Origin of the sequence: Enterobacter sp. SES19 (assembly GCF_011765665.1) — a bacterium.
Lineage (GTDB): Bacteria > Pseudomonadota > Gammaproteobacteria > Enterobacterales > Enterobacteriaceae > Enterobacter > Enterobacter pseudoroggenkampii.
The window spans coordinates 1,888,854-1,903,194 of the sequence record NZ_CP050320.1 but is presented as its reverse complement, the minus strand read 5'-3'; the positions used below and the strand labels follow the sequence as shown (position 1 = coordinate 1,903,194).

General features: G+C 52.9%; 17 protein-coding genes. 7 read left to right on the top strand and 10 right to left on the bottom strand.

The window, feature by feature from the left end:
* Positions 1–124 precede the first annotated feature (124 nt).
* Positions 125–571, top strand: a complete 447-nt coding sequence (locus tag GXP72_RS09035) for a DUF441 domain-containing protein (RefSeq protein ID WP_024908579.1) — start codon at positions 125–127, stop codon at positions 569–571.
* On the opposite strand, the gene GXP72_RS09030 is transcribed toward GXP72_RS09035, so the two are convergent.
* Positions 555–1,346, bottom strand: coding sequence for a helix-turn-helix transcriptional regulator (locus GXP72_RS09030; RefSeq protein WP_048990780.1), 792 nt, complete (start codon positions 1,344–1,346; stop codon positions 555–557). The genes GXP72_RS09035 and GXP72_RS09030 overlap by 17 nt on opposite strands.
* A gap of 99 nt (positions 1,347–1,445) precedes the next feature.
* Between GXP72_RS09030 and GXP72_RS09025 the strand changes: the two genes are divergently transcribed.
* Positions 1,446–2,633 (top strand): CynX/NimT family MFS transporter, encoded by a 1,188-nt coding sequence (locus GXP72_RS09025; protein WP_208763774.1) that lies wholly within the window; start codon positions 1,446–1,448, stop codon positions 2,631–2,633.
* 31 nt (positions 2,634–2,664) lie between these two features.
* Here the strand turns inward: GXP72_RS09025 and GXP72_RS09020 are convergent, their stop codons facing one another.
* On the bottom strand, positions 2,665–3,372 hold the full coding sequence (locus tag GXP72_RS09020) for a CTP synthase (protein WP_208763773.1): 708 nt from the start codon (positions 3,370–3,372) through the stop codon (positions 2,665–2,667).
* Positions 3,373–3,473: 101 nt separating this feature from the next.
* On the opposite strand from GXP72_RS09020, the gene GXP72_RS09015 reads away from it, so the two are divergent.
* Positions 3,474–3,818, top strand: coding sequence for a DUF488 domain-containing protein (locus GXP72_RS09015; protein ID WP_032650899.1), 345 nt, complete (start codon positions 3,474–3,476; stop codon positions 3,816–3,818).
* Here GXP72_RS09015 and GXP72_RS09010 read toward each other — a convergent pair whose 3' ends face one another.
* Positions 3,819–4,124: a periplasmic protein gene (locus GXP72_RS09010; RefSeq protein ID WP_032650897.1), complete on the bottom strand. Its 306-nt coding sequence runs from the start codon at positions 4,122–4,124 to the stop codon at positions 3,819–3,821.
* Between the two features lie 80 nt (positions 4,125–4,204).
* Positions 4,205–4,459 (bottom strand): DUF333 domain-containing protein, encoded by a 255-nt coding sequence (locus GXP72_RS09005; protein ID WP_024908585.1) that lies wholly within the window; start codon positions 4,457–4,459, stop codon positions 4,205–4,207.
* A 309-nt stretch (positions 4,460–4,768) separates the two neighbouring features.
* On the opposite strand from GXP72_RS09005, the gene GXP72_RS09000 reads away from it, so the two are divergent.
* Together GXP72_RS09000 and GXP72_RS08995 are read left to right on the top strand one after the other, a co-directional pair.
* Positions 4,769–5,797: a sensor domain-containing diguanylate cyclase gene (locus GXP72_RS09000; protein WP_048990801.1), complete on the top strand. Its 1,029-nt coding sequence runs from the start codon at positions 4,769–4,771 to the stop codon at positions 5,795–5,797.
* Between the two features lie 45 nt (positions 5,798–5,842).
* Entirely contained in the window at positions 5,843–5,941 is a 99-nt protein-coding gene (locus GXP72_RS08995) for a YoaK family small membrane protein (RefSeq protein WP_014883431.1), read from the top strand.
* Between the two features lie 129 nt (positions 5,942–6,070).
* Here the strand turns inward: GXP72_RS08995 and GXP72_RS08990 are convergent, their stop codons facing one another.
* The 3 genes from GXP72_RS08990 to GXP72_RS08980 all read right to left on the bottom strand — a co-directional run bounded on the left by GXP72_RS08990 (position 6,071) and on the right by GXP72_RS08980 (position 9,551).
* On the bottom strand, positions 6,071–6,319 hold the full coding sequence (locus GXP72_RS08990) for a GlsB/YeaQ/YmgE family stress response membrane protein (RefSeq protein ID WP_008500746.1): 249 nt from the start codon (positions 6,317–6,319) through the stop codon (positions 6,071–6,073).
* Between the two features lie 113 nt (positions 6,320–6,432).
* On the bottom strand, positions 6,433–7,905 hold the full coding sequence (locus GXP72_RS08985; protein ID WP_208763908.1) for a sensor domain-containing diguanylate cyclase: 1,473 nt from the start codon (positions 7,903–7,905) through the stop codon (positions 6,433–6,435).
* 125 nt (positions 7,906–8,030) lie between these two features.
* A complete protein-coding gene (locus GXP72_RS08980) occupies positions 8,031–9,551 on the bottom strand; it encodes an EAL domain-containing protein (protein WP_208763772.1) in 1,521 nt (506 codons plus the stop codon).
* Between the two features lie 235 nt (positions 9,552–9,786).
* Between GXP72_RS08980 and GXP72_RS08975 the strand changes: the two genes are divergently transcribed.
* Positions 9,787–11,286: a cyclic diguanylate phosphodiesterase gene (locus GXP72_RS08975; protein ID WP_208763771.1), complete on the top strand. Its 1,500-nt coding sequence runs from the start codon at positions 9,787–9,789 to the stop codon at positions 11,284–11,286.
* A gap of 287 nt (positions 11,287–11,573) precedes the next feature.
* Here GXP72_RS08975 and GXP72_RS08970 read toward each other — a convergent pair whose 3' ends face one another.
* From GXP72_RS08970 to icd, 3 genes are all read right to left on the bottom strand, one after another.
* Positions 11,574–11,819 (bottom strand): DUF2543 family protein, encoded by a 246-nt coding sequence (locus tag GXP72_RS08970; RefSeq protein WP_032650892.1) that lies wholly within the window; start codon positions 11,817–11,819, stop codon positions 11,574–11,576.
* Between the two features lie 74 nt (positions 11,820–11,893).
* Positions 11,894–12,241 (bottom strand): DUF1304 domain-containing protein, encoded by a 348-nt coding sequence (locus tag GXP72_RS08965; RefSeq protein WP_032650890.1) that lies wholly within the window; start codon positions 12,239–12,241, stop codon positions 11,894–11,896.
* 77 nt (positions 12,242–12,318) lie between these two features.
* Positions 12,319–13,569, bottom strand: coding sequence for an NADP-dependent isocitrate dehydrogenase (icd, locus tag GXP72_RS08960; RefSeq protein WP_008500752.1), 1,251 nt, complete (start codon positions 13,567–13,569; stop codon positions 12,319–12,321).
* A 117-nt stretch (positions 13,570–13,686) separates the two neighbouring features.
* Here icd and rluE point away from each other — a divergent pair, with 117 nt between their 5' ends.
* Positions 13,687–14,340, top strand: coding sequence for a 23S rRNA pseudouridine(2457) synthase RluE (gene rluE / locus GXP72_RS08955; protein ID WP_032650888.1), 654 nt, complete (start codon positions 13,687–13,689; stop codon positions 14,338–14,340).
* Position 14,341: the final 1 nt, after the last annotated feature.

The following is a 14,341-nucleotide window of genomic DNA, read 5'->3' as shown; positions in this document are numbered from 1 at the left end:
ATCTGCCTCCGTTTTAATCCGCGTAAATGACAAGGTTATGACAACAATAAAATCTTTTTAAAACTGTCCTGCGTCGCGTTTGCGCGTACAGTAAGCAGGTTAATTATTCTGGCAAGGATTCCCTATGTTTGACCCTACTCTGCTCATTCTTCTGGCACTCGCCGCGCTCGGCTTTGTCAGCCATAACACCACGGTCGCCATCTCGATTCTGGTGCTTATTATTGTTCGCGTGACCCCGCTAAATACCTTTTTCCCGTGGATAGAAAAACAAGGCCTCACCATCGGGATAATCATTTTAACCATCGGGGTAATGGCGCCCATCGCCAGCGGTACGCTTCCTGCATCAACCCTGCTGCACTCGTTCGTAAACTGGAAATCGCTGGTGGCGATCGCGGTGGGGATTTTTGTGTCGTGGCTGGGCGGACGCGGCGTCACGCTAATGAGCAGCCAGCCCTCGCTGGTGGCAGGTCTGCTGGTGGGCACCGTGCTGGGCGTGGCGCTCTTCCGCGGCGTGCCGGTCGGCCCGCTGATTGCGGCAGGCCTTGTCTCGCTGTTTATCGGGAAGTCGTAGTCAGGCTGGCCATATAACGCGCCGGCGTCTGGCCCAGTCCCTTTCTGAACATGGTGATAAACGCGGTGGTCGAGTCATAGCCCAGTGACTGGGCCACCTGCTGTACCGATTTCCCACTAATCAAATGCTGTAACGCCACGATCAGCTGCAGCTGGTGACGCCAGCGGCGAAAGCTTAAACCGGTCTCTTTCACCACCAGCCGCGCCAGGCTGCGTTCGCTCATGGCAAAATGGCTCGCCCACTGCGCCAGCGTCTGCCAGGCGGCGGGCTCTTCCGCCATCTTCTCGCTCATCAGTCGAATTTTAGGATGGGGCGAGACGGGCAGCTGCAGGTGCTCCTGTCGCTGGAGCGGCAGCTCGTCAAACAGGACGTCCACCAGGCGCGACGTGGTCGCAAGAGGAAGCTGCTCACGCGATTTTTCCGCCAGGGATAAAATCAGCTCCCGCACCAGAGGAGAGATTTTCAGGGTACAGCAGCGCTCGGGCAAGCTTGCCGCCCCCGGCTCAATAAACAAAAAGCAGAGCTGCGCGCCCGGCGTGGCCCTGTTGCTGTGCGGCATCTGGCCGGGGATCCAGACGGCATACTGAGGCGGAACCATCAGCATCGCATTTTCCACTTCGCAGGTGATTGCGCCGCCAAGGGCCAGAATCAGCTGCCCCTTACGGTGATGATGCCGGGGAATATATTGTTCCTCCGCCACCACCTGAATGCGAAATGCGACGGCCGCATCGTACTGGCTATCAGGATCATAGCCCTCCAGTCCCAGACCAATCATCAGTTTGTCCGATATTAGCGATAAACTGTCATTTTAGCCTGATTTCAACCGCTGAGAAAATCGGTATTGTGTGCCCTCGCTTGAACGTATGAGAACATAATGACTACTGCTATTCGCACCTCAGGAAAACACGGCGCGCTGTTAATTGCAGGCATCCTGATGATTGCCACTACGCTTCGCGTCACCTTTACCGGCGCAGCGCCGCTGCTCGACACTATTCGTCTTGATTATGGCTTAAGCACGGCGCAAACCGGTCTGCTGACCACCCTGCCCCTGCTGGCTTTCGCCCTCGTCTCGCCGCTCGCCGCAGGCATTGCCCGACGTATCGGCATGGAGCGCAGCCTGTTTATCGCCCTGCTGCTGATTTGCGCCGGGATTGCGGTTCGCTCTCTGCCTTCCGCCGCGCTGCTGTTTATCGGTACGGCGGTCATTGGCTGCGGTATTGCGCTCGGAAATGTGCTGTTACCCGGATTAATTAAGCGTGACTTTCCGGGCCAGGTGGCGAAGCTCACCGGTGCTTATTCCCTGACGATGGGCGTCTCGGCGGCGTTTGGATCAGCGATGATTGTTCCCCTGGCGCAGGGGAACGCGGGCTGGCATGGTGCACTGCTGATGCTGATGGCGTTTCCGCTGGTCGCGCTGCTGCTCTGGTTACCCCAGTGGCGTCAGAAACACGTTGCAGCGGTAACGGGCGCTGGCGCGCTGCATAATCGCGCCATCTGGCGCTCGGCGCTCGCCTGGCAGGTGACGCTCTTTTTAGGGATTAACTCGCTGATTTACTACGTCATCATCGGCTGGCTGCCGGCGATACTGCTGAGCCACGGCTACAGCGAAGCGCAGGCCGGCTCGGTGCACGGTCTGCTGCAGCTGGCCACGGCCGTGCCGGGGCTTGCCGTTCCGCTGATCCTCCACCGTCTGAAAGATCAGCGGGCCATTGCAGGCGCAGTGGCGCTGCTGTGCGCGATAAGCGCGGCGGGATTATGGTTTATGCCAGGCATGGCGGTGATGTGGACGCTGGTGTTTGGCTTTGGCACAGGAGCAACGATGATCCTCGGCCTGACGTTCATCGGTCTGCGCGCCAGCTCCGCGCACCAGGCTGCGGCGCTGTCCGGCATGGCGCAGTCGATTGGCTATCTGCTCGCCGCCTGCGGCCCTCCGCTGATGGGGAAAATTCACGATAGCGCAGGAGACTGGCGGATCCCGCTTCTGGGCTGCGCCCTGGCCGCGGTGATAATGGCCCTCTGCGGCATCTTAGCCGGGCGAGACCGGGAGATCGCGCCCCGTTAAACAGTGTGGCAGACCCTCGGGTCTGCCTTTTTTAACCGCGGGCCGCGCGCAGCATCGCCTGCACCAGCACGACCGGACGTCCTTCCAGCGCACCACGCTCATGCTGGAATAAGGTGATCACGAAGAACGGGTGCGTGACCAGCTCCGCGGCGCGAATTTCTCCCTGGTCGTCCCAGCCCGTAACATGCATATCACCGCTTTCCAGCGCCTGTGCAAACGCCGGCGACACGCCATAGTTACAGTGATACCCCTCTTCAATTTCCGGCTTGCCGTACGCTTTGGCGATCAGCGTATTTTTGCGCAGTTCAATCGCATCGGTTTTTTCCACCAGCGAGCAGGTCAGCGGCGCAATCACCATGGTGCCTTCGGTATCCGTCTCAGCGTGTGCCGCATCAGCCCAGCCCAGCACGTTTCGGGCATACTCAATCAGCGCATGCTGGAACCCGCCGCAGGTGCCCAGGAACGGGATGCTGTTTTCACGGGCATAGCGCGCGGCGATAAAAGCGGCCTCGGTGTTTTTATAGGGGCTGGCGGGTACCAGCCAGATGGCATCGTAGCCCACCAGATCTTCAGGGCTTGTCAGCTCCGTGGTGGCAAGCCAGTCGTAATCGGCGGTGAGGTCAAGCACTGCGGCGGCGTCGTCAATGGCCAGCGGGATCGCCTGATGCGCAATTACACTGGGATTGTAATCGCCAACCAGCGCAATGCGCAGCGTCGTTTTAACCGGGAAGTGTTCCATGAAAGGTTCCTTATGCCAGAGTATTATCAGATAACATAAGGAACCTCAGACTACCGATCTTTTGCAATTATCACAATACCTTAAATTGGGAGGGTGGAATCATGATTCAATGCAAACGCGTGTACGAACAGGCAGGCCCTGACGATGGCTATCGGGTACTGGTGGACAGGCTGTGGCCGCGCGGTGTTAAGAAAACGGACCTCGCGTATGACGAATGGTGTAAAGCGCTCACGCCCTCAACTGAACTACGCAAGGCCTTTCATAGCGAAACCATTGATTTCGCCGCCTTCAGTCAGGCCTATCGGGAAGAGCTGGCGCAGCATGCTGACGAGGGCGTGCGTCTGGCAACGCTGGCGCACAGGCAGACCGTCACCCTGCTCTTTGCTGCCAAAAACACGGAGCAAAATCACGCCCTGGTCTTAGCCGACTGGCTACGCCACCTGTGATCAGCCGATCGCCAGCTCATCGAGGATTTGCGGCGCTTCATCGGGGGTGAGCGGCATCAGATGTTCGGCGCGGACAAACGCAAAGCCGTGCTGGTTATCGAAGGCGTAGACATCCCCCGTCACCAGCCAGAGCGCGCGATCGGCGGTGGTCGGTAATTGCGTCATCACGCCGTTGACCGGGTTAACGAAGCGCAGGCCAGGCTGGCACAGGCCAAACAGCTCAACAGATTTACCAATATTTCGACGGCCTGACGCCGTGCGGGCACCCACGATCATCGCCATGCTGCCCGGTTTTAGCTGAAACATACTTCTCTCGCGGAAACGAACGCCAGAAACTGGCTAAGATTAATCCTAAAGAGAAGTGTATCGCAGGCGGTATCCGTCTGTCACCTGGTGGGTTGCGGATGATCGCGGCGATAGAGCGTCCATTCATCGATCACTTCGCCGCCCGGTAATTTGCACTCGGTGCGAACGCCCTGCGGACTTTGAACCGGGATCTGTTCCCCGCCTTTCTCCAGGCAGTAGACGGAGGCCGGGTTCGCCATACCAATAACGTGCGGCGGTTTCGGTGCATCGGGTGGCGTGGTTTTTGCGGTGCAGGCGGCCAGGGGAAGCGCCAGCGCCAGAAGCAGAAATCTCATCTCATTGATCCTTGTGACATCATGACAGCCTAAGGGTAACGGGTCATCGCCGCGTTCTCCATGATTTCTCCATTTTAACTGCACTTTTCAGCACTATAGTGTGGCATGTTCTCGATATGACCAGAGAACATCATTCCGTAATCAAGATGTCTTTGCCCCGGTCTCAACAACGGGGCTTTTTTTCTATCCTGCTGTCCGCTCCCTGAATATATTAAATTTTCTGTATTCATGTTTTACTATGCCAGAAGCCTAAAAACTCAGCATAACATGCAGATGCAGACGTCTTCTGCCTGGGAGTCATTCTACGTCATGTCGGATCTTATCCTCGCTCGCGTTTCAGAAACCCTTGCCACCGAGCAATCCCTTGAAAGCCTCGTTCGCCAGCTGCTGGAGATGCTGGAGATTGTCACCGACATGGAGTCGACCTACCTGACGAAGGTGGATATCGAGGCGCGGCTGCAGCACATCCTCTATGCCCGCAACAGCAAACAGATGACGATCCCGGAGGGGCTGAGCGTCCCATGGGATGAGACGCTGTGCAAACGCGCGCTGGACAGTGACACGATGTTCAGCAATGACGTGCCCGAACGCTGGCCCGAGTGTGAAGCTGCAAAAGCGCTTGGCATTACCACCTACATGAGTATTCCAGTCCATCTTGCGGATGGTTCACTTTACGGAACGCTCTGTGCCACCAGCACGGCCAGAAAGCCGCTGAGCGAGCGCGGTGAACAGGTTCTGAAGCTCTTCGCCGGGCTGATTGCCCAGTCCATTCAGAAAGAGTCGCTGGTGACCCAGCTTCGCGAAGCCAATGCGGCCCTCATCGCGCACTCCTATACGGATGCCCTTACCGGTTTACCCAACCGTCGCGCCATTTTTGAAGATCTGACCACCCTCTTTTCTCTGGCCCGGCACCTGAAGCGTAACGCCATCATCGCATTTATCGATCTGGATGATTTCAAGCTGATTAACGATCGTTACGGCCACGAGGCTGGCGACCAGTTCCTGATAGAAGTGGGCAAGCGTTTGACCGAAGAGAAACAGCAGGACGATATTATCGGTCGTCTGGGGGGGGATGAATTTCTGGTCGCGTCGCTGAGTCAGCCCCACCAGGACGGGGATAACGCGCAGCTTACGTTGCTCAAAACGCGCCTCAGCGCCTGCATCGCCGGCGAATACTGGCTGGGCAGCGTTCATATTATTTATCCGGGCGCCAGCTTCGGCGTTATCGAAGTGGACCCTGCCGCAACCGATCCTGACAGCGCGTTACGCGCCGCGGATGTGGCGATGTATCAGGATAAGAAAGGAAAAAGCAAAACACGCTTTCTCACTATGGATTAACCCCGTACACTCTACGGCGTTATTGAAACCGAAACAGGTGATGGTATGAGAATAGGGATCCTTTTCCCGGTCGTTATATTTATAACGGCGGTGGTTTTTTTAGCGTGGTTTTTTGTCGGCGGCTACGCGGCTCCGGGGGCATAAATGCGGAAGACAACCGTCATTATGCTGATCGTTGCCATTGCGGCGTTTGCCGGCACGCAGCTTGGCTGGTGGTAAACCCGATACGTAAAAAGGCCGCCATCCGGCAGCCTTTTTCATCGCTTTCAGAACTTAGCTTTTGATCTTTCTGTAGATAAACAGAACAACCAGCGCACCGATCACCGCGACGGCGAAACTGCCGAAGTTAAAGCCATCGACCTTGCCAAAACCGAACAGCGTACTGATCCAGCCGCCGACTACCGCACCGACAATACCCAGTATTACGGTGACGATAAACCCACCGCCATCTTTGCCCGGCATGATCCACTTCGCCAGAATACCCGCAATAAGCCCAAAGATAATCCAGGATAAAATTCCCATAACTTTCCTCTCTGTATGGTTTTTGTCATTAAATCAACGACACAAAAAAGAATAGCACAGGATCTGAGAAAGGAAATTTGTGATAAGCATCACTCTATGTGGTTTTTCTCCTGTCATACCCCAACAAACGCGTATCGGTTACGTCCCGCGCGTTTTGCCTGATAGAGCGCCTGGTCAGCGGCGATAATGATATTCTGCTGGCTGCCCGCGATGTCGACGGCACGTGCGGTAGAAATTCCGACGCTGACCGTTACCCGCCCGAAGGGGCTAAAGGCATGGGCGATTTGCAGCGAGAACACGTTGCGAATAATCGTCTGGGCCAGACGAAGCGCTTCCTGGATGTCCGTATCAGGTAATATCAGCGCAAACTCCTCTCCGCCGTAGCGCGCCACGATCTGATTACCACGAGTAAGACTCTCCCTGAGACTGTTTCCCAGCAGCGCAAGACAGCGGTCCCCTTCCGGATGGCCGTAGTTATCGTTGTATTTTTTGAAGAAGTCCACGTCCACAATCAGTATCGAAATCGGTGCATCATGCGCGGCACAAAGCGCGATTTCCGAGAGGATTTTTTCATCAAAAATGCGACGGTTGTAAAGCCCGGTCAGCGCATCCTCAGAGGCGATAATCTTCAGCGCCTTGTTATCTCTGGTTTTTCTGGATAAGTCGGAATACAGGAAGTATGACGCGACGATGAGTATCGCCGTGAACACGAAAATGAGTACCGCCAGCTGAATCGCCTGCTTGCGCCAGGGCGCAAGGGCCTCATCAATGCTGACGGCCACGGTGGTGACCAGCCCGTAGCGTCTGTTTTTCTCATAGGCATAAATGCGTTCGATTTTATCAAACCGCGAAATGGAACTGGCTATCCCGGTATTTTGTACCTTGAGGTATTTCCTGAAGAGCGGTGAATCGGAAACAATCGTGCCAATATAGGTATTTTTAAAAGGATAACGGACCAGCAGCACGCCTGACTCTGTTGTCAGGCCAATGACGCCCGCGTGACCAATATTAATCTGCCCGTAGAGCGCGAGAAAATTTTCGATACCCAGGGTCACCACCACGACACCGTTAAATGCCCCGGTGTGGGTTTCAAGGCGCCGACTAATGGTGATAACCCATTTACCATTGGTTCTGCTGACTACGGGCTCGCCAATAAAAATCTGCTGATTTTTATTTTCCTTGTGATAGATAAAAAATGACCTGTCCGATCCTTTGCGTGGGCCCGTAAAAGTTTCGTGCAACGCGGTAAAGATATCGCCCTGAGCATCGTAAACAACCACATTATTAATCTGGGTAAGGAGATTATCCTGATTATTTATCATCCGCTGAATATGGTTCGCCTGCTGCGGGGTCATACCATAAATTTCGATTATGTCGGAAACGGTAGTAATTAACATTTCACTCTGGCGCATGATCCCCTCGGTGTAGACATCAAGGGTATGGCTCAGGTTAGCGACGCTGGTATTAATTTGCTGGATTGACTGCTGTCTGGACGTGGCAATTTGGACGGCAAGCGACAGCGAGATGATCAATGAGACAATGATGACGGTAATGGTTGTTGTGTAAAAAGTATTTTTCACATGCACGAGCTTTTCCACCTTATCACGCCTGACATCCCTGGCTGACAACTCTTGTCACTGTAACAAAGCTCAGGATAAGAGGAAAATGAATTGCACTTAAGCATGCAACAGAAGCTCGTCTTAATTTCGTTTCACAAACTTACCGTCTCCCGGGGCTTAGATAAAATGACTTTAATAAAATCGATATAGGAGACGGGCTTACCAAAATAATAACCCTGCAACAGCGTAATCTCATTACGGTTGAGATACTCCAGCTGCGCTTTCGTTTCTACGCCTTCAGCCACAATGCGTAATGAGAGTTTTTTCGCCAGGTCAATGACGCAGTCCAGCAGGATCGTTGAGTCTTTTTCATCTGAAACCCGGTTCACAAAGCTTTTATCAATTTTAATATAATCAATGGCAAGCGCATTAAGGCATGAAAGACCTGAATAGCCGGTACCAAAATCATCCAGTGCAATGACAAAACCGGCGTTATGCAGCATGTTAAGGTTTTCCACCAGGTGAGGATTATCGATCAGCGGCTCACGCTCGGTCACCTCGAGAACCAGTTTGACTTCTTTACCCTGAAACCCCTTCCCGAAGACGCGACAATCACCGATGAAGGATGGCGCATTGATGTGTCTGGCGCTGATGTTCACCCCGATATGAAACCCGTCCGGGAGCTTAGGCAAAAGCGGCTTAAGCTGCATCACCACTTTCGCCATCAACCCTTTGGTTAGCGGAATAATCAAACCGCTACGTTCGGCAATCGGAATAAAGACATCCGGTGGAATAAAGCCTGACTTTGGATGCTTCCATCTTGCCAGGACTTCAACGCCATACAGCCCGCCGGTATCACCGTTCACGATCGGCTGGTAATACGGCACGATCTCCCCCTGCAAAATGGCCTTACGTAAGTCGTCTTCAAATGAGGTGCTTTTCCCCTTGTAACGGCGGATCAAAATGCCCACCGCCACCGATAGCACGAGAATCAGTAGTATCAGGCTCCATCCCTGTTGCAGCAGCCGCGTCAGGCTAAAAAAGGCAGGCGGTTGCCAGGCCAGACTAAAGGGGAATTGTGTAGATGCCGTAAGTGACCCCGTCCACGAGGCCGCTTTCCAGCCGGTCACATCACCGTTGCGCCCAAGCATGCTATTGCCGACAACCAACCCCAGGTCAACGCCGTTTGATGCGTTCGCGATGACGTCCTGCAAATGTGCATCACTGACGCTGACGATGACACGCCCTCCCGCGATGGGCATCTGGGAGACAAGCACCGGGACGCCGTTCACCAGTCGATTGCCGGGCAGCAGCATCAATTTATGTTCAGGTAACGTCTCCGGATGCACAATCAATACGCCATTCCCGGGAAGGGAAGTACAGATGATTTTACCCTGCTGCTGGATCATGATGGCGCGCAGATGTGGTTTTAGCGCGGCTTCTGTCCCCAGCGCCAGCTGTCCGCTGCTGGTACACCCCTGCTCCGCAACGCGCTTCGCCGTGCTGGCCGCACTGACGGCTTCCGCCAGGATATTTTCTATTTTCTGGGTGCTTGCCATGGCGGTATGACTATTATTAGCCTTCGCCATCTGCCATAGCTGCCAGTTAATAATCAGAATGCCGCTCAGAAAAAGAAACAAGGCACTCAGAATAGGGATCATCACGTTGCGCACGATGTTTTCCTTAATAGAAAAAACAAGCATCGATGTTCTGGAAGAAGAGCCTGTACTTACCCGGTATTGCTTATAACAATGAAAATAGCTTAGCTGAGAATTGTCTTAAAAAACTGATACTTTCGTATGAGTTCACCTGCCCGAATTTGATCACCTGACGTGATTATCAGGCTTGTGCCTTGCCCTGGCTGTGTTAAGATTTGTCAAATCAGGGAGCGGACAGGATAACTGGAAAATGAAAAAACTCGTTGCCGTTGCGATCGTTTCAACGCTCCTGGTCATCCTGTCTCTTTATGCGGTCAATGCTGTTATCGTGGGGCAGCAAAAGAGCAAACAGCGTGAGATATCCCTTACCCTATTACATTATTCGGAAGACCTGTCCCAAAGCATAGCGCTGGCCCTTAAAAGCATTACTACGCAGGGATGTGATAAAACCAGTCTTGATAGTTACAGACAAATAACGCTGAATAACTATTATTTCGACGATATTGGCTTTATCGAGAAGGGAAAAATAGTCTGTACTGCTTTTTGGGGTAAGCTTGCAACGCCCGTAGCGCTTCCTGCGGAACTGCATAAAACGCCGAGAGGCTTTCTTCTGGCGCAGTTTTCCAGAAAAGATTTTTTCACGGGCAATGCGGCAATTTATAATAATATTATTATCTTCACCACTCGCTATGCTTACGATAAATTCACCCCGGTTACGGCAAGCTATTCCCTGAGTACCACCACCAAAGACTTCGGCAGAACCTTTTTTACGACCTCCCCTGAGCTAACACAGCAGAGCTGGCTGCATTCGTCGTTGTTTACCCTGACCCTGACGCAGTGCAGCGCCTTCTGGGACCTGTGCGTCATCGTGAAGCATCACGATGCAGGGCTGGCCTCGTTACCCCTGTTTATCTTTTCGTTTCTCACGGTCATACTCTTTTTTATCTGGGTCGCGATAACGTTATTTATCTTCCGTATCTATGAAGACCGTTTTTCGCTGGAACGTACGCTGATCAAGACCGTCCTGACCAATACCATCAGCGTTAACTACCAACCTATTATCCGCATTCACGATCAAAAAATCGTGGGTGTAGAAGTTCTGTCGCGATGGCGCGACCAAAAGCATGGGGACGTCTCTCCGGAGCTGTTTATCCCATTAATAAAAAAAATCGGTCTGTATAAAAAATATTATAATAATATTATCGAAAAATCCCTCTCAGAAATTGCCCCGCTGGCGATTAAACATCAGCTGATCGTCTCCATTAACGTTGGGCGGAAGGAAATTGAAGATGGGCAATTCATTAACATTTTGCGTCGAGCGTGTTTAGCCAATCACTTTCCCCTTTCTCTGATGAAGGTCGAACTTTCTGAGAAAGCCGTTTCCACGGCAGATATCCTCGAGGGGTTCTGTCAGGAGCTCAAGTCGCTCGGCGTTAAAATATCAATAGATGATTTTGGTGTGCAAAATTCAAACCTCGCCCGCCTGTCGCTGCTTGAATATGATGAGATTAAAATCGATAAGTCACTGGTGGATGGCATCAGCGAACATTATAAGCAAAACATCTTTGCTATCTTCAGCGATGCCCTCGCGAAGTTGAATAAAACGCTTGTTTTCGAGGGCGTGGAAAATGAAGTTCAGTATCGCTTTATCGCGAGCCGATATCCCGATGCGCTGATTCAGGGATGGTATTTTTCAAAAGCACTCACCCGGAGCGAGCTGGCGAAACGACTCACCGGTGTTGCACCGTAACCAGAAGCCTGCCGTGACCTTTTTTAGATTTGGCGTTTCCATTTTTTACGCAAAAACATATAGTCGTCACAATCAGATGGTAGATTCCCCGGAAACACACTCTTATTTTGGTTAAAAACGTGAAATTATCCTTACTTTTTCCAGTGGTACTCTTTTTTCTGACCGTGATTTTCGTGCTGTTTATCGACAAACCTGCTTCGCATATTCTGCGGAAAAAATGCATGTGGTCCGATAGCGTGATGCTGAGCTGTATCGCAAAGCATCAGCATAACGGTTTTTAAAGCAGACTATTCATTTCCCCACTGATTGAGGAAATTTGCAATATCATCAATACGACCCGCACGGATCCCGGCCTCAGCGGCCATCTCCTGCTGAGCCTCCTCGCTGATCTCCTCATTATTCGATAAACGGGTGAGCAGCAGCTGGAAATAATGTGCCAGCACGTCGAGTTCTGACTCCGCAACTTTCTCTGCGGCTTCCGTCGCATACTCCTCAGCAATGTCATAATATTTCAGTGGGATATCGTTATTCATAACAGTCTCGTCTCTGGCCTTTAAGGGTAACGTCAAGATTATATCGGACGCATTATCTCAACCATAGCATTGCTTCAGATAAGTAACGCAAGCAGCGCAGCGAGTGCGGGCACGGCCTGTACATACAAAATTTTTCGGCTGGCGGTAGCCGCGCCAAAAAGTCCGGCAATCAACACGCAGGCCAGGAAGAAGATAGCCACCTGAATCCCCTTTTCGCCGAGCCAGAGGCTCCAGAGCAGGCCGGCCGCCAGAAAACCGTTATACAGCCCCTGATTTGCAGCCAGCACGCGGGTGTCGCGCGCAAAGTCGGGACGCAGATTAAAGGCCTTGTGCCCTGTTTTGGTATTCCACAGGAACATTTCCAGCACAAGAATGTAGAGATGGATGAGTGCAACGACAGCGATAAGGACGGTAGCTAGCATCGTGTTGTCTCCCGCAGGCAGAGGCAAAAAAAACGGGAACCCTCAGGCCCCCGCTCTTGTTTAACCCAGAATCTGGATTACATGTTCGCGATAATCGCGTCGCCAAACTCTGAACATTTCAGCAGCTTAGCGCCTTCCATCAGACGTTCGAAATCGTAAGTTACGGTTTTCGCGTTGATCGCGCCTTCCATACCTTTAACGATCAGGTCTGCGGCTTCGAACCATTCCATATGACGCAGCATCATCTCTGCGGACAGGATGATTGAGCCTGGGTTCACTTTGTCCTGACCTGCGTATTTTGGTGCAGTACCGTGGGTCGCTTCGAACAGGGCGCACTCGTCACCGATGTTCGCGCCTGGGGCGATACCGATACCGCCAACCTGTGCTGCCAGGGCGTCAGAGATGTAGTCACCGTTCAGGTTCATACAGGCAATCACGTCGTATTCTGCAGGACGCAGCAGGATCTGCTGCAGGAACGCATCGGCGATCACATCTTTAATGATGATCTCTTTGCCGGTGTTCGGGTTCTTGATCTTCTGCCATGGGCCGCCGTCGATCAGCTCACCGCCGAACTCTTCTTTCGCCAACTGGTAACCCCAGTCTTTGAACGCGCCTTCGGTGAACTTCATGATGTTGCCTTTGTGAACCAGGGTCACAGAGTCACGGTCGTTGGTGATTGCATATTCGATAGCTGCACGCACCAGACGCTTGGTCCCTTCTTCGGAGCACGGCTTAATGCCGATACCGCAATGCTCAGGGAAGCGAATTTTCTTCACGCCCATCTCTTCGCGCAGGAATTTAATCACTTTTTCTGCGTCAGCAGAGTCCGCTTTCCATTCGATACCCGCGTAGATGTCTTCTGAGTTTTCGCGGAAGATAACCATATCGGTCAGTTCAGGGTGCTTAACCGGGCTAGGGGTGCCCTGATAGTAACGAACCGGACGCAGACATACGTACAGGTCCAGCTCCTGACGCAGTGCCACGTTCAGGGAACGGATACCGCCGCCAACTGGCGTCGTCAGTGGGCCTTTAATAGCAACGCGGTAGTCGCGGATCAGGTCCAGCGTTTCTGCTGGCAGCCAGACGTCCTGGCCATAAACTTGAGTAGATTTCTCACCGGTGTAAATTTCCATCCAGGAAATTTTACGCTCGCCTTTGTAGGCTTTCTCAACAGCGGCATCAACCACTTTCAGCATTGCCGGGGTAACGTCTACACCGATACCGTCACCTTCGATGAACGGGATAATCGGATTGTGAGGAACGTTAATCTTGCCGTTTTGCAGGGTGATCTTTTTACCTTCCGCCGGAACAACTACTTTGCTTTCCATTAACCTCTCCTTCGAGCGCTTCTGGTTGTTACTGATCTTATGTTAATAAATTGTAATGAGCCCTTCGATAGTACCTGATTGTCCTGCGCCATGAAAGGTCTTCGTTATTAGGCTATAATGCGGCAATTGATAACGCCTGAAAATACCATGAAGAAAACTTCTTTTACAAAACACCGGGTTGAGCGATTCAGCTCGCGACAAGCCGCCAGAAGACCGCAGGAAACCCAGCCGAAGCGGGTTATTTTGTTCAATAAACCCTACGATGTTTTGCCGCAGTTTACCGATGAAGCCGGGCGCAGCACGCTGAAGGACTATATACCTGTTCAGGGCGTCTACGCCGCGGGCCGTCTGGACCGCGACAGCGAAGGCCTTCTGGTCTTAACCAACGACGGCGCCTTGCAGGCGAAGCTCACGCAGCCCGGGAAACGCACCGGTAAAATTTACTTCGTACAGGTCGAAGGCGAGCCGGACGAAGAAACGCTGGAAAAATTACGCAGCGGCGTGACGCTGAACGACGGCCCCACCCTGCCCGCAGGTATTGAACGCGTGAATGAACCGGAGTGGCTGTGGCCGCGCAACCCGCCGATTCGCGAACGCAAATCCATTCCGACAAGCTGGCTCAAAATTACCCTTTATGAAGGCCGCAACCGCCAGGTTCGCCGCATGACCGCGCACGTCGGCTTCCCTACCCTGCGTCTGATTCGCTACGCCATGGGCAGCTACACCCTGGAAACGCTGGCAAACGGCGAATGGCGCGACGTCACCCCTTAAG